The 19,093-nt window shown below is 65.8% G+C and carries 17 protein-coding genes and 6 tRNA genes; 12 read left to right on the plus strand and 11 right to left on the minus strand.

Annotated elements, in window-relative coordinates:
- Nucleotides 1-35 precede the first annotated feature (35 nt).
- The 4 genes from tssM to QWL29_RS02175 are packed head-to-tail and all read left to right on the plus strand — an operon-like array spanning nt 36 to nt 5,974.
- A complete protein-coding gene (tssM, locus tag QWL29_RS02160; protein WP_305821248.1) occupies nt 36-3,887 on the plus strand; it encodes a type VI secretion system membrane subunit TssM in 3,852 nt (1,283 codons plus the stop codon).
- A complete protein-coding gene (gene tagF / locus QWL29_RS02165) occupies nt 3,884-4,846 on the plus strand; it encodes a type VI secretion system-associated protein TagF (RefSeq protein ID WP_305821249.1) in 963 nt (320 codons plus the stop codon). Before tssM ends, tagF begins: the two co-directional genes overlap by 4 nt.
- Nucleotides 4,843-5,631 (plus strand): OmpA family protein, encoded by a 789-nt coding sequence (locus QWL29_RS02170; RefSeq protein WP_305821250.1) that lies wholly within the window; start codon nt 4,843-4,845, stop codon nt 5,629-5,631. Before tagF ends, QWL29_RS02170 begins: the two co-directional genes overlap by 4 nt.
- Nucleotides 5,621-5,974, plus strand: a complete 354-nt coding sequence (locus QWL29_RS02175) for a hypothetical protein (RefSeq protein WP_305821251.1) — start codon at nt 5,621-5,623, stop codon at nt 5,972-5,974. Before QWL29_RS02170 ends, QWL29_RS02175 begins: the two co-directional genes overlap by 11 nt.
- On the opposite strand, the gene icmH is transcribed toward QWL29_RS02175, so the two are convergent.
- The 3 genes from icmH to tssJ form a co-directional block, all read right to left on the minus strand.
- Nucleotides 5,961-6,728: a type IVB secretion system protein IcmH/DotU gene (gene icmH, locus QWL29_RS02180; protein ID WP_305821252.1), complete on the minus strand. Its 768-nt coding sequence runs from the start codon at nt 6,726-6,728 to the stop codon at nt 5,961-5,963. The two genes, QWL29_RS02175 and icmH, sit on opposite strands and share 14 nt — an antisense overlap.
- Nucleotides 6,725-8,065 (minus strand): type VI secretion system baseplate subunit TssK, encoded by a 1,341-nt coding sequence (tssK, locus tag QWL29_RS02185; protein ID WP_308634764.1) that lies wholly within the window; start codon nt 8,063-8,065, stop codon nt 6,725-6,727. Before tssK ends, icmH begins: the two co-directional genes overlap by 4 nt.
- An 80-nt stretch (nt 8,066-8,145) precedes the next feature.
- Nucleotides 8,146-8,700 (minus strand): type VI secretion system lipoprotein TssJ, encoded by a 555-nt coding sequence (gene tssJ, locus QWL29_RS02190; protein WP_305821254.1) that lies wholly within the window; start codon nt 8,698-8,700, stop codon nt 8,146-8,148.
- Nucleotides 8,701-8,891: 191 nt separating this feature from the next.
- On the opposite strand from tssJ, the gene QWL29_RS02195 reads away from it, so the two are divergent.
- The 7 genes from QWL29_RS02195 (at nt 8,892) to tssA (ending at nt 16,258) form a co-directional block, all read left to right on the plus strand.
- Nucleotides 8,892-9,461: a hypothetical protein gene (locus tag QWL29_RS02195; RefSeq protein WP_305821255.1), complete on the plus strand. Its 570-nt coding sequence runs from the start codon at nt 8,892-8,894 to the stop codon at nt 9,459-9,461.
- Between the two features lie 51 nt (nt 9,462-9,512).
- On the plus strand, nt 9,513-10,013 hold the full coding sequence (gene tssB, locus QWL29_RS02200) for a type VI secretion system contractile sheath small subunit (RefSeq protein WP_305821256.1): 501 nt from the start codon (nt 9,513-9,515) through the stop codon (nt 10,011-10,013).
- Entirely contained in the window at nt 10,014-11,504 is a 1,491-nt protein-coding gene (gene tssC, locus QWL29_RS02205; protein ID WP_305821257.1) for a type VI secretion system contractile sheath large subunit, read from the plus strand.
- Between the two features lie 34 nt (nt 11,505-11,538).
- A complete protein-coding gene (locus tag QWL29_RS02210) occupies nt 11,539-12,030 on the plus strand; it encodes an Hcp family type VI secretion system effector (RefSeq protein ID WP_305821258.1) in 492 nt (163 codons plus the stop codon).
- A gap of 77 nt (nt 12,031-12,107) precedes the next feature.
- On the plus strand, nt 12,108-12,572 hold the full coding sequence (gene tssE / locus QWL29_RS02215) for a type VI secretion system baseplate subunit TssE (protein WP_305821259.1): 465 nt from the start codon (nt 12,108-12,110) through the stop codon (nt 12,570-12,572).
- A gap of 32 nt (nt 12,573-12,604) precedes the next feature.
- Nucleotides 12,605-15,238: a type VI secretion system ATPase TssH gene (gene tssH / locus QWL29_RS02220; protein ID WP_305821260.1), complete on the plus strand. Its 2,634-nt coding sequence runs from the start codon at nt 12,605-12,607 to the stop codon at nt 15,236-15,238.
- Between the two features lie 9 nt (nt 15,239-15,247).
- On the plus strand, nt 15,248-16,258 hold the full coding sequence (tssA, locus tag QWL29_RS02225; protein ID WP_305821261.1) for a type VI secretion system protein TssA: 1,011 nt from the start codon (nt 15,248-15,250) through the stop codon (nt 16,256-16,258).
- An 84-nt stretch (nt 16,259-16,342) separates the two neighbouring features.
- Here the strand turns inward: tssA and phaP are convergent, their stop codons facing one another.
- Complete coding sequence (gene phaP / locus QWL29_RS02230) at nt 16,343-16,915, minus strand: TIGR01841 family phasin (protein WP_305821262.1); 573 nt, start codon at nt 16,913-16,915, stop codon at nt 16,343-16,345.
- Nucleotides 16,916-16,997: 82 nt separating this feature from the next.
- The gene (locus QWL29_RS02235; RefSeq protein WP_305821263.1) at nt 16,998-17,201 is read right to left on the minus strand and encodes a hypothetical protein; all 204 of its coding nucleotides are present in this window, start codon (nt 17,199-17,201) and stop codon (nt 16,998-17,000) included.
- Nucleotides 17,202-17,307: 106 nt separating this feature from the next.
- On the opposite strand from QWL29_RS02235, the gene cueR reads away from it, so the two are divergent.
- Nucleotides 17,308-17,697, plus strand: coding sequence for a Cu(I)-responsive transcriptional regulator (cueR, locus tag QWL29_RS02240; RefSeq protein WP_305821424.1), 390 nt, complete (start codon nt 17,308-17,310; stop codon nt 17,695-17,697).
- Between the two features lie 86 nt (nt 17,698-17,783).
- Here cueR and QWL29_RS02245 read toward each other — a convergent pair.
- The 6 genes from QWL29_RS02245 to QWL29_RS02270 form a co-directional block, all read right to left on the minus strand.
- Nucleotides 17,784-17,868, minus strand: a tRNA-Leu gene (locus QWL29_RS02245).
- Nucleotides 17,869-17,967: 99 nt separating this feature from the next.
- Nucleotides 17,968-18,052 (minus strand) — tRNA-Leu (locus tag QWL29_RS02250).
- Between the two features lie 99 nt (nt 18,053-18,151).
- Nucleotides 18,152-18,236 (minus strand) — tRNA-Leu (locus tag QWL29_RS02255).
- 99 nt (nt 18,237-18,335) lie between these two features.
- Nucleotides 18,336-18,420 (minus strand) — tRNA-Leu (locus tag QWL29_RS02260).
- 99 nt (nt 18,421-18,519) lie between these two features.
- Nucleotides 18,520-18,604 (minus strand) — tRNA-Leu (locus QWL29_RS02265).
- 99 nt (nt 18,605-18,703) lie between these two features.
- Nucleotides 18,704-18,788, minus strand: a tRNA-Leu gene (locus tag QWL29_RS02270).
- Nucleotides 18,789-19,093: the final 305 nt, after the last annotated feature.

Consider the following 19,093-nt stretch of genomic DNA (forward strand, 5'->3'; position numbering starts at 1 on the left):
TCCGACCCTTCCCATAACCCACACAAGCTCCCGCCATGGCCCGTCTCTGGAAGTTCCTCACCGACAGCCGCGTGCTCGTCGTGATCGGCATCACCGCACTGCTTGGCTTCCTGCTGCTGGGGGCCGATACCTTCGAAATCGGCCTGATCTGGGCACTCATCGCGGCACTCAGCCTGCTGGCGCTGTGGGGCATGTTCTGGGGTGTGCGCAAGCTGTGGCGCATCCGCGCCGCGAAACGCCTGACGGCCAGCCTGGCCGCCGGCGAAGCGGGCGCAGTTACCGGCACCGATAGCGGCGGCAACGAAGTCGCGGTGCTGCGCAAGAACATGCTGGAGGCGATCAACACCATCAAGACCTCGAAGCTGGGCCTGACGCGCGGCGCCGAAGCCTTGTACGAGCTGCCCTGGTACATGATCATCGGGAACCCGGCGGCGGGCAAGAGCAGCGCCATCGCCCATTCCGGTCTGACCTTCCCGATCCCGGGCAGCAAGGCGGTGCAGGGGGTGGGCGGTACCCGCAACTGCGACTGGTTCTTCACCACCGACGGCATCCTGCTCGATACGGCGGGGCGCTACTCGGTGCAGGAGGGCGACCGCGACGAGTGGTTCAGCTTCCTCGACCTGCTGAAAAAACACCGCCGCCGCGCGCCGATCAACGGCATCCTGATCGCGGTCAGCGTGGCCGAACTCACGGGCGGACCGGCCAGCGCCTCGATGGAGCTGGCCAAGAGCCTGCGCACCCGGGTCCAGGAACTGACCGAGCGCCTGGGCGTGTATGCGCCGGTGTACGTGATCTTCACCAAGGCCGACCTGATCGCGGGCTTTGCCGACTTCTTCCGTGACAGCGAACGCACCGAACGCGACCGGGTGTGGGGCGCCACCCTGCGCTACAACCGGCGCAGCACGCCGCAGGATGTGCTGGCCTTCTTCGACCAGCACTTCGACGAACTGCACGACGGCCTGAAGGAACTCAGCCTGGCGAACATGGCCGGCAACCGCAGCACGCAGATGCGGCCCGGCGTGTTCACCTTCCCGCTCGAATTCGCCTCGGTCCGCAGCCCGCTGCGCGCCTTCCTGTCCACCCTGTTCGAAGAAAACACTTACCAGTTCAAGCCGGTGTTCCGCGGCTTTTACTTTACCAGCGCGCTGCAGGAAGGCGCGGTGCAGGACCTGGCCTCGAAGCGCGTCGCGAATCGCTTCGACCTGGAATTGCGCGATGGACGCCTTGACGCAGGCGAGAATCCGGCGAAGGAGGGCGAGGGCAACGGCTACTTCCTGCTCGAGCTGTTCAGGAAGGTGATCTTCGCCGACCGCGAGCTGGTCAAGCGCTACAGCAACCCGGCCAGCGCGCGCCTGAAGTACGCCGCCTTTTTTGCGGCCACCATCGCCCTCGGCGCCGCCCTGGGTGGCTGGAGCTGGTCCTACATGGGCAACAGCCAGCTGGTGGCGAACGTCCAGGCCGACCTGGACAAGGTGATGCGCATGCAGGACAAGCGCATCGATCTGCAGTCGCGCCTGGAAGCGCTCGACATCCTGCAGGACCGCATCGAGCAGCTCGACAAGTACAAGCAGGACCAGCCCTGGGCGCTGTCGTTCGGCCTGTACCAGGGCGAAAAGGTCGAGCGCAAGCTGCGCGACGAATACTTCGCCGGCGCGCGCGCGGTGATGGTGGAGCCGGTTGCCGCCGCGCTGGAGACCATGTTGACCGAAGTGAACGCGAATGCGGCGGCGCTTGATTCGAATGGACAGGCGCCCAGTGCACAGGTGCAGAATGCACAGGCACCGAACGCGCAGGTGGCGGAAGTGGCCCAGGCCGCGCCCGCCGTCAAGTCTGGCCAGCCTTACCAGGACGTCTCGCCGACCAATGTGGCCGATGCCTACAACGCGCTGAAAACTTACCTGATGCTGGGCGATAAACGTCACGCCGAGCCGGGCCACCTGAACGACCAGCTGACCCGCTACTGGCGCACCTGGCTGGAAGCGAACCGCGGCGCCATGCCGCGCGAGCAGATGATCCGCAGCGCCGAGCGCCTGCTGAGTTTTCACCTGGCACAGATCAACGACCAGGCCTGGCCGCAGGTGACGCTGAAACTCGGCCTGCTCGACGGCGTGCGCGAAAACCTGCGCCGCGTGGTGCGCGGCACGCCGGCGCGCGAACGCGTATATGCCGACATCAAGACCCGCGCCGCTACGCGCTTCCCGGCGGTGACGGTGGCGCGCATCGTGGGCGAGCATGGCGACGGCCAGGACCGCGGCCTGCTCGCCGGCAGCCACGCCGTCAGCGGCGCGTTCACCCGCGATGCCTGGAGCAAGTATGTGCAGGGCGCGATCCGCGACGCATCGAACCGCGAGCTGTCGAGCACCGACTGGGTGCTGAAGACCGTGGCCAAGGACGACCTGACGCTCGAGGGCAGCCCCGAGCAGATCCAGAAGACCCTGGTCGACATGTACAAGGCCGAGTATGCCAAGGAATGGGGCCGCTTCGTGCAGGGCGTGACGGTGGCCGACCTGAAGGGCTTCGAGGCCAGCGTCCAGGCCATGAACCGCCTCGGCGACCCGCAGAATTCGCCGCTGGCGCGCCTCCTCAAAACCATCTACGACGAGACCTCATGGGACAATCCGGGCGCGCTGCAGGCCAACCTGAGCAAGACCGAGCGCGGCCTGATCGGCTGGTTCAAGGAAGTGGTGCTGCGCCGTGCGCCGTCGGATGCACGCACCCTGGCCGACGCCGTCGGGCCGCTGGCCCCTGGCGCCGCCGGCGCCCCGGACGCCATGGGTGTGGTCGCCCGCGAGTTCGCCGGCGTGGCGCGCCTGGTCGGGCCGCGCGAGCAGCAGGCTTCGCTGATGAGCGGCTATCTGGACGCACTCTCGCGCCTGCGCACCCGCCTGAACCAGCTGAAGAACCAGGGCGACCCCGGTCCCGGCGCCAAGCAGTTCATGCAGCAGACCTTGGAGGGCAGCGGCTCGGAACTGGCCGACGCCCTGAAGTACGTCGACGAGCAGATGCTGACCGGGATGGCGGAACCGCAGAAAGCCGCGCTGCGCCCGCTGGTGGTGCGCCCGCTGATCCAGACCTTCGCCATGATCGTGCAGCCGTCCGAATCCGAGATCAACAAGACCTGGCAGGCGCAGGTGGTTGAACCGTTCCAGAAGACCCTGGCCGACAAGTACCCGTTCGCACCTGGCAGCCGGATCGAGGCCACCGGCGCCGAGATCGGCCAGGTATTCGGGCCGGAAGGCGCAGTGGCAAAATTCGTCAATGCCTCGATGGGCCCGCTGGTGGTGCGGCGCGGCGACGTGCTCTCGCCGCGCACCTGGGCCGACATCGGCATCACGCTGGCGCCGGCGGCGGTGCAGTCCTTCCCCGGCTGGGTCGCGCCACTGTCCGCCAACGGCGTGGCCTCGCCCACGTCCTCAGGGCCGCAGACGGTGTTCCAGCTGCAGGCCACGCCGGCGCCCGGCACCACCGAGTACACGATCGAGATCGACGGCCAGCAGCTGCGCTACCGGAACACGCCGCCGGTGTGGTTCAACATGGTCCATCCGGGGCCGGGCACCTCGGGTGCGCGCATCACGGCCGTTACCTTTGATGGGCGCACCGTGGAGCTGTTCAACGAGCCGGGCCAGTTCGGGCTGAAGCGCATGATCGAGGCGGCGGCCAAGAAGCGCAAGGACGGTGGCGTACACGAGCTGCGCTGGAGCGGGCTTGGGGGCGCGGTGTCGGTGGCGGTCGACCTGAAGATCACCAGCAGCGCCGAAGCGAATGCCGGCAGCTCGGCCGCCGGCCAGGGCTTCAAGGGCATGCGCCTGCCGCCGGCCATCGTCGGCCGTACGCCTGAAAATCGGATGGACACCCCGGCCATGGCCGCTGCCGGAGGTGTGCAATGATGCGCAATTCGGACCGGATCGGCTACTTCGGCAAGATCCCGGCGCGCAGCGACTTCGTCAAGCTGGCGCACGACGCCGCGGCCATCGGCATGCTCGACGACTGGCTGGCCGCGGTGATGCAGCGCCTGCCCTCGAACGCGCGCTGGAAGATCGACTACGACGCCATGGCGCCGGTCAGCTTTGCCTTCGTCGGCCCGGCGCGCCGCCACGCCGTGGCCGGGCACCTGGTGGCCAGCCACGACGCGCCCGGACGGCGTTTCCCTTTTCTCACCATGCGCACGCTGGACGTGGCCGATCCGCCGGCCTTCCTGTCGCGCTGCGTGCTGGCCTGTGCGCCGCTCTGGACCTTCCTGGAAGCGGCGGCGCCACAAGTGCTGGCCGCTTGCGATCCAACGCCGCACCTGCAGGGCATCAGCGAGGCGGCGATCGCGCTGGGCGAAGCCGACGCCGCCTTGTCCGGCTTCCTTGCCGGCGCCACGGTCGGCTCGCTGTCGGACCTGCTGGACGGGCTCGATGCCAGCCGCACCATCCTCGCGCTCGGGCTGCTGCTGCAGCCGGTCATGCACAGCAAACCAGCCCAGGTCGACAAGAGCCTGGTGCTGCCGCTGCCCGACGACGCAGCCTTGCGCGCCCAGGTCGCCGCCTTCTGGCTGGAGCTGGTTGCGCCTTTCGTGCGCCGCACCGGTTTCGACCTGGCGCTGTTCCTGACGCGCCTGGACGGCCGGCCGGTGCTGGTGATCGGCTTTTGCGGCGCCGCCGCCCAGACCCTGCGCGCGATTGTCGACCCGCTGGTCGGCGCCGAGCAGCAGGTGCGCTTTGCCGACCTGGGCTGGATCGACGAGCAGCTCGGTTTGGACGTCGACGTGCGCGCCCTGGCCAGCTACCTCGACCAGCCGCAGCTGCCGCTGAAGATGGCGCGCGAACTGTTCCTGAAGACTTTCATTGGAGGCGCAGCATGAAACGATCCTTGACCAGCATGGCGGCGCTGCTCGTCGCCGGGACTGCCCTGGCACAGGTGCCTGCCACCGCGCCGGCGCAGGGCGCGGCAGCGAACGCACCGATCGTGGTGGCCGGCACCGTCGCCGACGAAGCCAGCAAGGCCGGCCTGCTGGCGCGCCTGCGCGCGGTGTATGGCGCCGATCGCGTGATCGACCAGCTCGCGGTCGGCACCGTGGCCACGCCGGCCAACTGGAACGACTACGTGCAGCGCCTGATCGGCCCCAACCTGAAGATGATCAGCCGCGGCCAGCTGAAAATCGACGGCAACAACGTCAGCCTGCGCGGCGACGTCGCCAGCGAGGCCCAGCGCCAGCAGATCGCCGGCGACATCGCCGGCACCCTGAACCCGACCTACACGGTGAACAACGGCCTGCGCGTGGCGGATAACCAGCAGGTCGTGCTCGATGCCGTGCTGGCCAACCGCATCATCGAGTTCGAGTCGGGCAAGGCGGCGCTCGCGCCCTCGGGCATGGCCGTCCTCGACCAGATGAGCGAGGCGCTGAAAAAGCTCAACGGCGTCAAGGTCGAGGTGATCGGCCACACCGACAACGCCGGCTCGCGCGCCGGCAATTTGTCGCTGAGCCAGGCGCGCGCGGAAGCGGTGAAGACCTACGTGACCTCGCGTGGCATCAATGGCGACCTGATCGCGGTGTCGGGCGAAGGACCGGACCGGCCGGTGGCGGATAATCGTACAATCGAGGGCCGCGCGCGCAATCGCCGCATCGAGTTCAAGGTTGTCCAGTGACCCCGGCCAGACGCCATCTTCTTCCACTCCTGATTCTCTTTCTTCTTGCCGCGCCGGCGTCGTCGCCTTGCCCGCCAGCGGCGCCGACTTCGCAGCCTACAGCCCGCCTCGGCGTGCAAACGAGCGCCTGGTCCAGCTGCAGCAGGCGGCAAGGAAGCGCAAGGTCGGCATCGCGCTGGTGATCTTCGATCCGGCCTTGAAGCCGGCCCTGATGAAGACTGCGCGTGGCAAGGAACTGGAGGGCTTGCCCTTCATGCAGGGCAAGCCGTGGATCCGGCACGACGAACACTATCATGTGGACTTCGCCGTGCCCTGCCAGCCGATGAAGCTCAAGGCAGGGTGATGGTCACGTTCGCCGCGCGCGGCGGCAGTTTCACCAGGTCGTTGTAGCTGGCCAGCGTGGTCTCGGTGTCGTGCGAGAGCTTGGCGCGAAAACCCACATAGGCCGCCAGCCCGGCCAGGACGAACACGGCGGACAGTACCCACAGCGACAGATCGCTGCGCAGGGTGTTGACGACCTGGTCCGGCCGCTCGGCATGCGGCGCGAAGGCGCGGCTTTTCCCGCGCATGCGCGCGATCTCGTCGCCCAGGCGCGCCACCAGGTAGTTCAGCTTGTCCTGGCCATCGAGCGCGTAGCGGCCCTGGAAGCCGAGCAGCAGGCACATATGGAAGACTTCCAGCGCCTGCAGGTGCACGCTGCCTTTTGCGCGCAAATCCTCCAGCCGGTGGAAGAAGTGTTCGCCGGCCAGCTGGTCGCCGAACACGCGCAGCTGCAATGGCCGCGTTTCCCAGGCTTCGCGCACCTCGAAGTTCGAGCGCAGGATGATCTCGTCGACCGCCGAACAGAAGGCATACTTGGCGGCGGTGACGTCTTCCGCCGCCACGCCCAGCGCTTTGGCGTTGCGGTCGACATCGCCCAGGAATGCCGTCATGTGGTCGGCAAAGGCGGTCTTGTCGTGCGGGCCGCAGCCGTTCTTCAGCAGGAACAGGGCGTAGAAGCCTTCGTACATCAGGTCGACCAGGTTCTGCGGCGTGCTGCCTGCCGCCCCGCGGTTGCCGGCTTGCGGCGCGGCGCGCCGTTCGACGTGGCCGCTCATGCCGCCACCGCGATCAAATCGAGCTGCAGGTCGCGGATCCCGTTCGGCACGTAGATCGAGATCGATTGCGCCTTCAGCATGTTGTCGTACAGGGTGCCGCGGTTCTCCAGTGCGAAGTAATAGGTGTCGGGCCGGACCGGCAGCGCCGCCGGCACCTGCGGCGCGTGCACCAGGCGCACGCCTGGCATGGCCGAGAGCACGAACTTGTCGACGTCCTGGGGCGCACCGAGCTTGAAGCGCAGCGGTACGATGTCGACCAGCTGCAGCGCCGGCATGTCGGCCGATACCGCCAGGTACAGCGTGGTCTGGGCGTTGATCTTGCCCGAGTCAAGGGCGCCCAGGTGGTAGGACGGACGCTCGTTCGACAGCGGGATCGAGAAGTATTTCGAGGACACCACGGTGTCGAGCAGGTCGCGCAGGATGTCGACCAGGCGCGCGAAGGCCGGGCCCGGGTCGGGGTGGGAATAGGCCGGCAGGTCTTCCAGCTTGTAGCTGCGCGAATAGGCCATCAGGCCGCCGGCGAGCGACAGCAGATCGCCGAACAGGCGCTCCGGATGCAGCTCGGGGTGGTGCAGGTAATGCGACAGGGCCGCATAGCCGGTGCTGGCCGTGTGCAGCAGCCAGAACGAGGACATGTCGCCGCCGCGGATCTCGACCACGTTGCGGCTCGGCTCGCGCATGTGGCCATATAAGGCGTTGACCTTGGCCAGCAGCTTTTCCATCAGCCGCGCCACCGCGTTGTGCAGGCCGGGCGCGCCTTCGATCGACACGCTGGGCGGCGTGAACGAAGGGTCGACCTCGAAGCCGCCGGTTGCCACCCGGCGCAGGCGCAGAAGGGGAAAGCTGTCGAAGGCTTCCAGCGCATCCTCGTCCGGCACCAGGCGCACGGTTTTCCTGAGGTAGACCACCGGCGCGTCGGCCGCATGGGTGAACAGGTCTTGCGTGTCGCGCTCGTGCTGGGCGAAGCGGACCGCGCCGGCATCCTCGTCGGGCTCGGCGCAGTTGTCGCCATGCGGTTTCAGGGCGGGCAGGGCGGCGTGGAAGGTGATGCTCTGGGTACTCGGTGGCAGCTCGCCCAGGCGCACCTGCAGCGGCAGCGGGTCCGACTCCGGAGCGCGGTACAGCTCGCCATCCGGGAAGACCAGCGACAGCGCGTCGATGCGCAGCGTGTCGGATTTCAGGGCTTCGTGGTCGACGCTGATGCGCCGCACGCCCCAGCAATACGGATGCAGGGCGCGCGCGGTCTGGTTCAGGCGCGCCTCGTGGTAGCGGTCTTGCTGCTGGAAATGTTGGGGGCGCAGGAACAGGCCTTCGCCCCACAGCAATTTCGATGGCATGGTCACGATGTACCTCGCAGAAGTTGAATCGAGAAATTTGAATCAGGCAAATGTTGAGCTTGATCGAATGCCGACCAAACTTATTGACACCGCGCAGAGCCGAGGGGCTTGACATCGGAAATGGTGGGTTTGGCGCCGGCCCCGGCCGACAGGGCGCAGGCATGCAGGCCCAGCGTCAGTCCGGCTTTCTCGGCTTCAGGGGCGGGAAAGGCGAGCCGCCAGCGCCCCGGCGCCGGGGCATGGAACAGCGCCACCACGCCCACATAGCCCGCTTCGCGCGGCACTTTTTCCACGGTCTCGTAGCGCTGGCCCGGCACCAGGGTCACGTCCTTGACGTCGACCAGGTCGGCGCCAAAGGCTTCCTTTTCCGCCGCGGGCGTAAGGAAGGCGGCGTAGGGCGCAGCCTCGAAGGCGGCGTTCTGGCGCAGCTTGTACACCCGCGCCACCAGGGCCAGCGGACGGCCCTTGGCGTCGACGTTCAGCTTGGGCGCGGCGTGCAGGCGGATCGCAACCTCGCGCGGCGGCTTCTGCGATTCGGACAGTTCGGGCGCCTTGCCGGTGATGGCGGACAGGCCGCCGCAGCCAGCGAGCTGGGCTGTGAGAACAACGAGGATCAGGCAGGGAAGGGAGCGCATGGCGTTCTTGCCTTTCGTAAATAAAACCATCGCTCATTTAACAGCAGCGCCGGCGGGGCCGGCTGAGGCAGCGCAAGCGGCTGGCAATTCATGCGCCGCACCACAGAAGCGACGGCTAGTTGACTCGGCGCAACTCTTGCGAAATCGCTTCCCGAATAATGGCGGCTGGTTCAACGTACCTGGAGAAAGACATGATGTTGAAACGACTGATTCCGGCTGTCGCCTGTGCCGTCATGCTGGTGGCCTGCGCCAGCCCGGGCGAAGGCGGCAGCGCGGCCAAGCCGGCCACCGTGGCCGCCGCCGTGGCCGAAGCCGACGCCGCCGTCGCCGCCGGCCAGCGCGACAAGGCCTTTGCCCTGTTGAAGACCGCCAGCCTGGCCTTCCCGACCGAGAAAACACCGCTGGTGCGCATGGCCCAGATGCGCTTCGACGCCAACGACTACGGCGAGGCCATCGTCCATGCGCAGGACGCGCTGGCGCGCGATCCCGACGACCTGCTCGCCAACAGCATCGCCGCCGTCAGCGGCCTGCGCGTGACCAGCAAGGCGCTGGGCGAGCTGACGCGCAAGAGCAAGCTCAATGGCGACGTGAAGTCCGAAGCCGAGAGCCTGGCCAAGCTGCTGCGCACCAGCCTGGGCGAAGACGTGCTGGTGCCGAATAAAGCCAAGCCGACGCCGAAGCCGACGCCGAAAACGCCTGCCTCGAACACGTCCAGGACCGCATCATCCTCGTCGAGCGATCCGTTCGGCGCGCTCAAGTAAATCCCCGTGGACCGGCCCTGCGCCGGTCCGTCTTCCCCACATGGAGTCGACATGTCAAAAAATGAAAGCGTGCAGAAACGCCTGCAAAAGGTGCGTGCGCCGCGTGTGCAGATGACCTATGACGTCGAGATCGGCGACGCCATCGAAAACAAGGAGCTGCCCTTCGTGGTCGGCGTGATCGGCGATTTCGGCGCCGACCCCGAGGCCGAGAAGAAGCGCATCAAGGACCGCAAGTTCGTGAATGTCGACGCCGGCAACTTCGACGAAGTGCTGGGCGCCGTGGCCCCCGCCACCCAGTTCCGCGTCGAGAACCACCTGAGCGAGGAAGGCGGCCAGTTCGGCGTGCAGCTGCAGTTCCGCGAGATGGCCGACTTCCGTCCCGAGTCCGTGGTGCAGCAGGTCGCGCCTTTGAAAGGCCTGCTGGAAGCGCGCACCAAGCTGGCCGATTTGCGCAACAAGCTGGCCGGCAACGACAAGCTCGACGACATCCTGAGCGAAGTCCTGGGCAATACCGAGAAGCTCGGCAGCCTGCGCAAGACGGAGGACAAATAAATGGCGGCGATCCTCAACGAAGCGGCCAAGCCCGCCCAGGCGGTGGAGCTGGACAACTCGCTGCTCGACCAGATCGTCGAGCAAAGCCGCGTGGCGTCGTCAGACAGCGAACATGCGCGTGCACGCGACCTGATCTCGGAACTGGTGACCCAGGTGATGTCCGGCACGATGGTGGTGTCGAACAACCTGTCGGCGATGATCGACGCGCGCCTGGCGGAACTGGACCGCATGATTTCGAGCCAGCTGTCGGCCATCATGCACGCCCCCGAATTCCAGAAGCTGGAACGCAGCTGGACCGGCCTGCAATACCTGGTCAAGAACTCCTCCACCAGTGCCGGCCTGCAGATCCGCATGCTCAACGCCAGCAAGCGCGAACTGGTGAAGGACTTCCAGGCCGCCCTCGAATTCGACCAGAGCTCGCTCTTCAAGAAGATCTACGAAGAAGAATTCGGCACCTTCGGCGGCGCGCCCTACGGCGCCCTGATCGGCGACTTCGAGATGAGCCGCCAGCCCGAGGACATGTACTTCCTCGAGCAGATGTCGCACGTGGCCGCCGCCGCCCACGCACCCTTCATCGCATCGGCCGCCCCGGACATGTTCGGCGTCGAGAGCTTCGGCGACCTCGGTAAACCGCGCGACCTGGCCAAGGTTTTCGACACCGTCGAATACGCCAAGTGGAAGGCGTTCCGCGAATCCGAAGACTCGCGCTACGTCGGCCTGACCCTGCCGCGCTTCCTCGGCCGCCTGCCCTTCAACCCGGTCGACGGCCAGACCACCGAGGGCTTCAATTATGTGGAAGACGTCGACGGCACCGACCACAACAAGTACCTGTGGTGTAACGCCTCGTATGCCTTTGCCGCCAAGCTGACGCGCGCCTTCGAGGACTACGGCTGGTGCGCGGCGATCCGCGGCGTCGAGGGCGGCGGCCTGGTGGAGAACCTGCCGACCCACACCTTCAAGACCGACGAAGGCGAGGTGGCGCTGAAGTGCCCGACCGAAGTGGCGATCACCGACCGCCGCGAAAAGGAGTTGTCGGACCTCGGCTTCATCTCGCTGGTGCACTGCAAGAACACCTCGTACGCGGCCTTCTTCGGCGCTCAGTCGGCGCAAAAGGCCAAGAAGTACAACAACGAGGCGGCGAATGCGAACGCCATGCTGTCTTCGCAGCTGCAGTACATCTTCGCCGTCTCGCGCATCGCCCATTACATGAAGTCCATGATGCGCGACAAGATCGGCAGCTTTGCCGCCGCATCGAACGTCGAGGATTACCTGAACCGCTGGCTGACCCAGTACGTCCTGTTGGACGACAACGCCAGCCAGGAACAGAAGGCGCAGTTCCCGCTGCGTGAAGCGAGCGTGCAGGTGTCGGAAGCGCCGGGCCGGCCGGGCTGCTACCGCGCCGTGTCTTTCCTGCGCCCGCACTTCCAGCTCGACGAGCTGTCCGTTTCTCTCCGACTGGTCGCGGAGTTGCCGCAGTCGACCAAAAGCTGATCCACCATCAACCTGAAAACTGGAGTAAACAAAAATGGCAATTGACGTGTACCTGCAGATCGACGGCATCAAGGGCGAGTCGATGGACGACAAGCACAAGGACTGGATCGAGTGCACCTCGGTGACCTGGGGCGTGAAACAACCGCGCTCGGCCACCGCGTCCACCGGCGGCGGCCACACCGCCGAACGCTGCGAGCACGAGGAAGTCGTGATCGACAAACTGGCCGACCTGGCCTCGCCGATCCTGCTGCAAACCTGCTCGGCCGGCAAGACGATCCCGAAAGCCAAGCTCGAATTCATGCGCGCCGACGGCCAGGGCGACCGCATCAAGTACTTCGAGATCGAACTCGAGAACGTGCTGATCGGCGCCATCAAGCCGAAGGTGGAAGAGGGCGCGATCATCCAGGAGAAAGTGGGCCTGAAGTTCTCGAAGATCAAGTGGAAGTACACCCAGCAAAAGGTGACCGGCGGCGCCGGCGGCAATACCTCGGGCGGCTGGGACCTGGCCAGCAACAAGGTCGTCTGACCTGCGGAGTCGATTCCGCAGTCTGCAGCACACGGGCCGGCGTCCTGCCGGTCCGTCATTTTCCATCAAGGTTCGTCATGAACGGTTTTACCCCCGGCGTGCTGGATCGCCTGATGGACGAGCGCCCGCAAGGAAGCGCCCAGCTGTCGGTCGAGCAGATCAAGGACCTGGTGGCGCGCGACCTCGAAGCACTGCTCAATTCCCGCGTGGCGCTGCCCGCCGGCGCCTTCGTCAGCCACCCGCTGGCCGGCGCCTCGATCCTGAACTACGGCCTGCTCGATTTCGCCGCCTTCTGCCTCACCAGCGCGGAAGACCGGGCTGCCATCTGCGCCAGCATCAAGTCCGCCATCGAGACCCACGAGCCGCGACTGAAGGAGGTCAGTGCCAGCCTGGTGCCGCTGGCCGGCAGCGTCAACCGGCTCGATTTCGTCATCCACGCGCGCCTCGCGCTTCTCGATACCGGCGACGCGGTGAATTTCAGCGCGGTGCTGCAGCCGTCGTCGCTGCATTACGCGGTGCGGCGCACGGCGCGTCCGCGCTAGTTTCCTCTATCGATATCAAGGACCCGACATCCATGGACATCAACCTCAAGATTCTGATCGGCAAACTGAACGACGCCTCGCGCACCGCGGCCACGCGCGCCGCCAACATCTGCGTCGGGCTGGGCCAGTACGAAGTCGACGTCGAGCATGTGTTCCTGGCGCTGCTCGAACAGCCCGATTGCGACTTCGTGGTGGCCGCGCGCGCCTGCGGCATCAGTCTCACTGCACTGGAAAACGATCTGCGGCGCGAGGTGGCGCGCTTTGCCACCGGCAGCGCGCGCACGCCGGTGTTCTCGAAACACCTGCCGATCCTGTTCGAGCATGCCTGGCTGATCGCCTCGCTCGGCAACGGCCAGCCGAACCTGATCCGAAGCGGCCACCTGCTGCTGGCGCTGCTGACCGAGCCGGGCCTGGCCCAGCTGGCGCGGCGCGGCTCGCCCCTGTTCGCCGACTTCCCGCTGGATCGCCTGAAGCACGACTTCGACAAGCTTACGCGCGGCTCAGGTGAAGCGGTCGCTGCCAGCGCGCCGGCGCCCGGTGGCGGCGACCCGGTCGGCGAGCTCGAAGCGCAAGCGCCCGGCAAGACGCCGGCGCTGGACCAGTTCACCACCTGCCTGACCGAACGCGCGCGCGGCGGCAAGGTCGACCCGGTGATCGGGCGCGACCCCGAGATCCGCCAGGCCATCGACATCCTGATGCGCCGGCGCCAGAACAATCCCATCCTCACCGGCGAGGCCGGCGTCGGCAAGACCGCCGTGGTCGAAGGTCTGGCGCTGCGCATCGCCCAGGGCGACGTGCCGGAAGTGCTGCGTGGCGTCGAAATCCACACGCTGGACATGGGGCTGCTGCAGGCCGGCGCCAGCGTGAAGGGCGAATTCGAGAACCGCCTGAAGAACGTGATCGACGAGGTGAAGCGCAGCCCGCACGCGATCATCCTCTTCATCGATGAGGCCCATACCATGATCGGCGCCGGCGGTACGGCCGGCCAGAACGACGCGGCAAATTTGCTGAAACCCGCCCTGGCGCGCGGCGAACTGCGCACGATTGCCGCCACCACCTGGAGCGAATATAAAAAATACTTCGAGAAGGATGCGGCGCTGGCGCGGCGCTTCCAGGTGATCAAGGTCGAGGAACCCGACGAAGCCACCGCCTGCGCCATGCTGCGCGCGATGGCGCCGCTGATGGAACACCACTTCAAGGTGCGCGTGTTCGACGAAGCGATCACCGAGGCGGTGCGCCTGTCGCACCGCTACATCAGTGGACGCCAGCTGCCCGACAAGGCGATCAGCGTGCTCGATACGGCCTGCGCCAAGGTGGCGCTGGGCCAGAGCGCCACGCCGGCTTTGCTGGAAACCTGCACCCGCGCCATCGAGCAGCTCGACGCCCAGGCCGCGGCGCTCGGCCGCGAGCAGAGCGCGGGCCTGGACCATGGCGCAATGCTGGCCCAGCTGCGTGACGAACGCGCGCTGCAGGCCGCCAAGCAGGAACGCCTGCAGGCACGCTGGGAACGCGAACGTGCCCTGGCCGACGAGATCGCGGCAATGCGCGGCGAACTCGAAGCCGGGCGCGGCGACAGCCCTGCCCTGAAGAACATGATGGAGCAGCTGCACACGCTGCAGGGCGAAGCGCCGCTGGTGCCGGTGCAGGTCGATGGCAATACCGTGGCGGCCATCGTCGCCAGCTGGACCGGTATCCCGCTCGGGCGCATGGTGAAGGACGAGATCAAGACCGTGCTGCAGCTGCAGCCGCTGCTGGAAGAACGCATCCTCGGCCAGTCGCATGCGGTCGGCGTGGTGGCGCAGCGCGTGCGCACCGCGCGCGCAAATCTCGACGACCCCAACAAGCCGAAGGGCGTGTTCCTGTTCGTCGGCACTTCGGGCGTGGGCAAGACCGAAACGGCGCTGGCGCTGGCCGATCTGCTGTACGGCGGCGAGCGCAAGCTCGTCACCATCAACATGAGCGAATACCAGGAGGCGCACAGCGTATCAAGCCTGAAGGGTTCGCCGCCGGGTTATGTCGGCTATGGCGAAGGCGGCGTGCTGACCGAGGCCGTGCGGCGCAATCCCTACAGCGTGGTGCTGCTCGACGAAGTGGAAAAAGCCCATCCGGACGTGCTGGAGCTGTTCTTCCAGGTCTTCGACAAGGGCGTGCTGGACGACGCCGAAGGGCGCCAGATCGACTTCCGCAACACCATCATCATCCTGACCTCGAATACGGCGTCGAGCACGATGATGGGCGCTTGCCTGAACAAGAGCGCGGCCGAGATGCCCAAGCCCGAGCAGCTCGCGGAACTGATCCGCCCGCAGTTGATGAAGCAGTTCAAGCCGGCCTTCCTGGGCCGCCTGACGACCGTACCCTTTTATCCGATCGGCGACGAGGTACTCGCGAACATCATCCGCCTGAAGCTGGACCGCATCGGCAAGCGCGTGCGCGACAACCACCAGGCCAGGTTCGAGTACGACGACGCGCTGGTGAACGCGGTGCTGGCGCGCTGCACCGAAGTCGATTCGGGTGCGCGCAATGTCGACACCATCCTGAACGGCACCCTGCTGCCCGAGATCGCCGACACCGTGCTGGCGCGCATGGCCGAGGGCGGGGCGATCGCGCGCATCAAGGTGAGCGCCACCAAGGCCGGGCGCTTCAAGTACACCATCGAGCCGGCATAAGGAGGCGTCATGAGCACGCTCGAGCAACTTCTCACACCGATCAGTGCGGCGGCGCCCTGCGGCGAGAGCCTGGCGTTCACGCCCGAACTCGACGCCATTGCCCAGGCGCGCAAGGCCGACGACCCGTCGCTGGAGCAGGGCGCCTGGGTCACCACGCTGAAGGAAGCCGACTGGAAGTTCGTGTCCAAGCGCTGCGCGGTGCTGATCGAGACGCGCAGCAAGGACCTGCAGCTGGCAGTCTGGCTGGCCGAGGCGAATGCCAGGACCGCCGGGCTGCGCGCGCTCGGCGACGCACTGCAGCTGGTCGGCGCGCTGTGCGACCGTTACTGGGACGGCCTGTATCCGCTGCCGGACGAAGACGGCTTCGAGCAGCGCATCGGTAACCTGAGCTGGATCGCGGCGCGCGTGCCGCAACTGGTGACCGAATGCCCGGTGACCGAAGGCGCGGGCTTTTCGATGCGCGACATCGAAGCCGCGCGTACGCATGGCGCGAACGCGATTGCCGACGTGGAGGCCGCGCGCGGCCGCACCTCGAAAACCTTTTCCGAGAAGTTGCTGGACGACGGCGCGCATTGCCTGGCCATGCTGGACGAGCTGGAGAGGTCGGTCGATGCGCGCCTGGGCAACGATGGCCCGAGCTTCGGCGGCGCCAGGAGCGCGTTGCAGAACCTGATCCATTTCGTCACGCCGGCGGCCGGCAAGACGGTGGCCGGGGCGGCGTCCACAGCTGCGCCGGCGGAGACGTCCACGAGTGAGGCGTTGCCGCCTGCGGCTTCGAGCGGCGCGGCATCCGGCCCGCTGCAAAGCCGCGCCCAGGCCCTGGCCCAATTGCGCGCGGTGGCCGAGTTCTTCCGTCGCACCGAGCCGCACAGCCCGGTCGCCTACCTGGCCGACAAGGCAGCGAGTTGGGGCGAGCAGCCGCTGCATGTGTGGCTCAAGTCGGTGGTCAAGGATGCGGCGGCGCTGGCCCACGTCGACGAACTGCTCGGCGTCGAGCGCGGAGGGGAAAAGGAGGGGTGAAATAACCTTTCATGCAGCGCCCTCCGGTGAAAGAGTATTTCAGGGCGGCTTATCAGGCTGCCCTGTTTGTTTTTGGGCCGATGCCTATTCGGCCGGCTTGTCACCCGGCGTAGCAGCCTTGCTCATGCCGGGATTGACCATCGACGAAGCCTTCGCGATCTGCTCCTCGACGTTCTGCACCGCCTGGCGCGTGGCCTGCGTCACCTGCTCGTAGCCCTTGAAAGCATTGTCGATGGCGGCCTTGATGATCTCGACCGCGTTCTCGGAACCCGGCTTGACGTTTTGCGTGACGTCGTAGATCAGCGCCGACAGCGTGCTTTTCGCTTCCGCCACGTGTACGTCGGCGGCGCGCCGAAATTCGCCCTGCATCTCGTCGATGATGGTCTTCAGCTGGGCACGGTATTCGGCGCTGTCGGTAGCGCCCGGCGCCATGCGGGCCGACAGGGCGTCGAAGGCGGCGCGGGCATCGCGTGCCTGGGACAGGTCGCGGCTGGCGGCCAGGGTCTGGTCCATGGTGGTGCGGGCGGTGGCCATGTTCAGCGCGACGACCTGTTCCAGACCCTTGACCGTTTTACTGGCAAGCATGTCGAAGGTTTGCATCTGCAGGTCGAACAGGGTTTTGGTGGCGCTGGCGAATTGCTCGGGGCTCGTGAACATCAATGTCTCCTCGGTATAGGTATGGAACGACGGACGACGTGCTGGCACATATGCTGGCTCAGTTGGTAGAACGAGCAGCCTATTATTTAGCAACGATGAGCTTTTCGCAACGGGCGTCCCGATACGGACCGGCAGCGCGTTCCCAGCCGGGGCCGAGCGGGGTCTGCGCGCAGGCCAGCGCGCCGTCGACCTTGCTGCGCCACTGGAACCAGGGCGCGGGTTTGGCGAGGGCGACTGCGCAGACGGTCGCGATGAGGAAGCCGCTGACGAAGGTGGAGAGTTTCATGTGAAGCCGAGCATAGCACAGGCCTGGGCGCGGGACTGCGCCTTGCGCTTCCCATGATGGGAAGGTGTATGCTTTCCGCTCGACTGGAGAGTAAAGAATGGACAGCATGAATATCGGCGACGCCGCACGCGCATCACGGGTATCGGCCAAGATGATCCGCCATTACGAAGCGATCGGCCTGATCGGCGCGGCGCGGCGCACCGATGCCGGGTATCGCGTGTATGCAAACCAGGATGTGCAGGTGCTGCAGTTCATCCACCGCGCCCGTGCGCTCGGCTTTTCGCTCGACCAGATACGGGATTTATTGGCGCTGTGGCAGGACAAAGGGCGTGCCAGTGCTGACGTACGTGCTTTGGCGCGTGAACATATCGGTGAACTGAACCGCAAGATTGCCGAAATGGAGGCGATGCGGCGTACGCTGGAGCGATTGGCGGCGTCCTGCCATGGCGATAGCCGCTCGGATTGCCCGATCCTGGATGACCTGGCGGCATCCTGATACAGGAAAAGGGAACAATAACGCAAAACGCCGCAAACCTTGAAAAAGGATTGCGGCGTTTTGCGCCGGCTGTCGCCAGAAAACTTTGGTGCCCACGGAGGGACTCGAACCCCCACACCTTGCGGCACATGGACCTGAACCATGCGCGTCTACCAATTCCGCCACGTGGGCCTACGGTACTGCTATTGCCAACATGATGCCGGCGATGAGCCGTGCGCTCAAGAGCACACGCTACGATACTGCTTGCTTCTGCGGTTTGCTGCCAGTAGATGGTGCCCACGGAGGGACTCGAACCCCCACACCTTGCGGCACATGGACCTGAACCATGCGCGTCTACCAATTCCGCCACGTGGGCCTACGGTACTGCTATTGCCAACATGATGCCGGCGATGAGCCGTGCGCTCAAGAGCACACGCTACGATACTGCTTGCTTCTGCGGTTTGCTGCCAGTAGATGGTGCCCACGGAGGGACTCGAACCCCCACACCTTGCGGCACATGGACCTGAACCATGCGCGTCTACCAATTCCGCCACGTGGGCATTCGGTACTGCTATTGCCAACATGATGCCGGCGATGAGCCGTGCGCTCAAGAGCACACGCTACGATACTGCTTGCTTCTGCGGTTTGCTGCCAGTAGATGGTGCCCACGGAGGGACTCGAACCCCCACACCTTGCGGCACATGGACCTGAACCATGCGCGTCTACCAATTCCGCCACGTGGGCATTCGGTACTGCTATTGCCAACATGATGCCGGCGATGAGCCGTGCGCTCAAGAGCACACGCTACGATACTGCTTGCTTCTGCGGTTTGCTGCCAGTAGATGGTGCCCACGGAGGGACTCGAACCCCCACACCTTGCGGCACATGGACCTGAACCATGCGCGTCTACCAATTCCGCCACGTGGGCATTGGTTGCTGCCAACAATGATCTGCGTTCCGCGTGGGCACGGAGTGCCCACCCTACGATCAATGGTACTGCTTACTTCTGCGGTTTGCTGCCAGTAGATGGTGCCCACGGAGGGACTCGAACCCCCACACCTTGCGGCACATGGACCTGAACCATGCGCGTCTACCAATTCCGCCACGTGGGCATTTGTACTGCTTACTGCTTAACTTCTGAAGCTGATACAATATCAGGCTTTCCTATTTTTCGCTAGATCAACTTTCGCTGCCTGGCGTAGAACTTCCTGATGCTGCTGCTTCTTTTTCTTTCGCTTCAACATGTGTCGTTGCGAGAGAGCCGAGATTATAGCGGAAGGATTGCAAAAGTCAAAGACCCAGCTGCAAGGGTTTCTGCGCGCCCGAATTGACGTGTAACGCAGGCCGCAACCCAGCCGTATTTGCAGCCTTATCAGCGGCCTTGTTTCGCCACCTTATCTGCCGGCCTCGTTTGCCC

Source organism: Massilia brevitalea, from assembly GCF_030711405.1.
GTDB classification, from domain to species: Bacteria; Pseudomonadota; Gammaproteobacteria; order Burkholderiales; family Burkholderiaceae_D; genus Telluria; species Telluria brevitalea.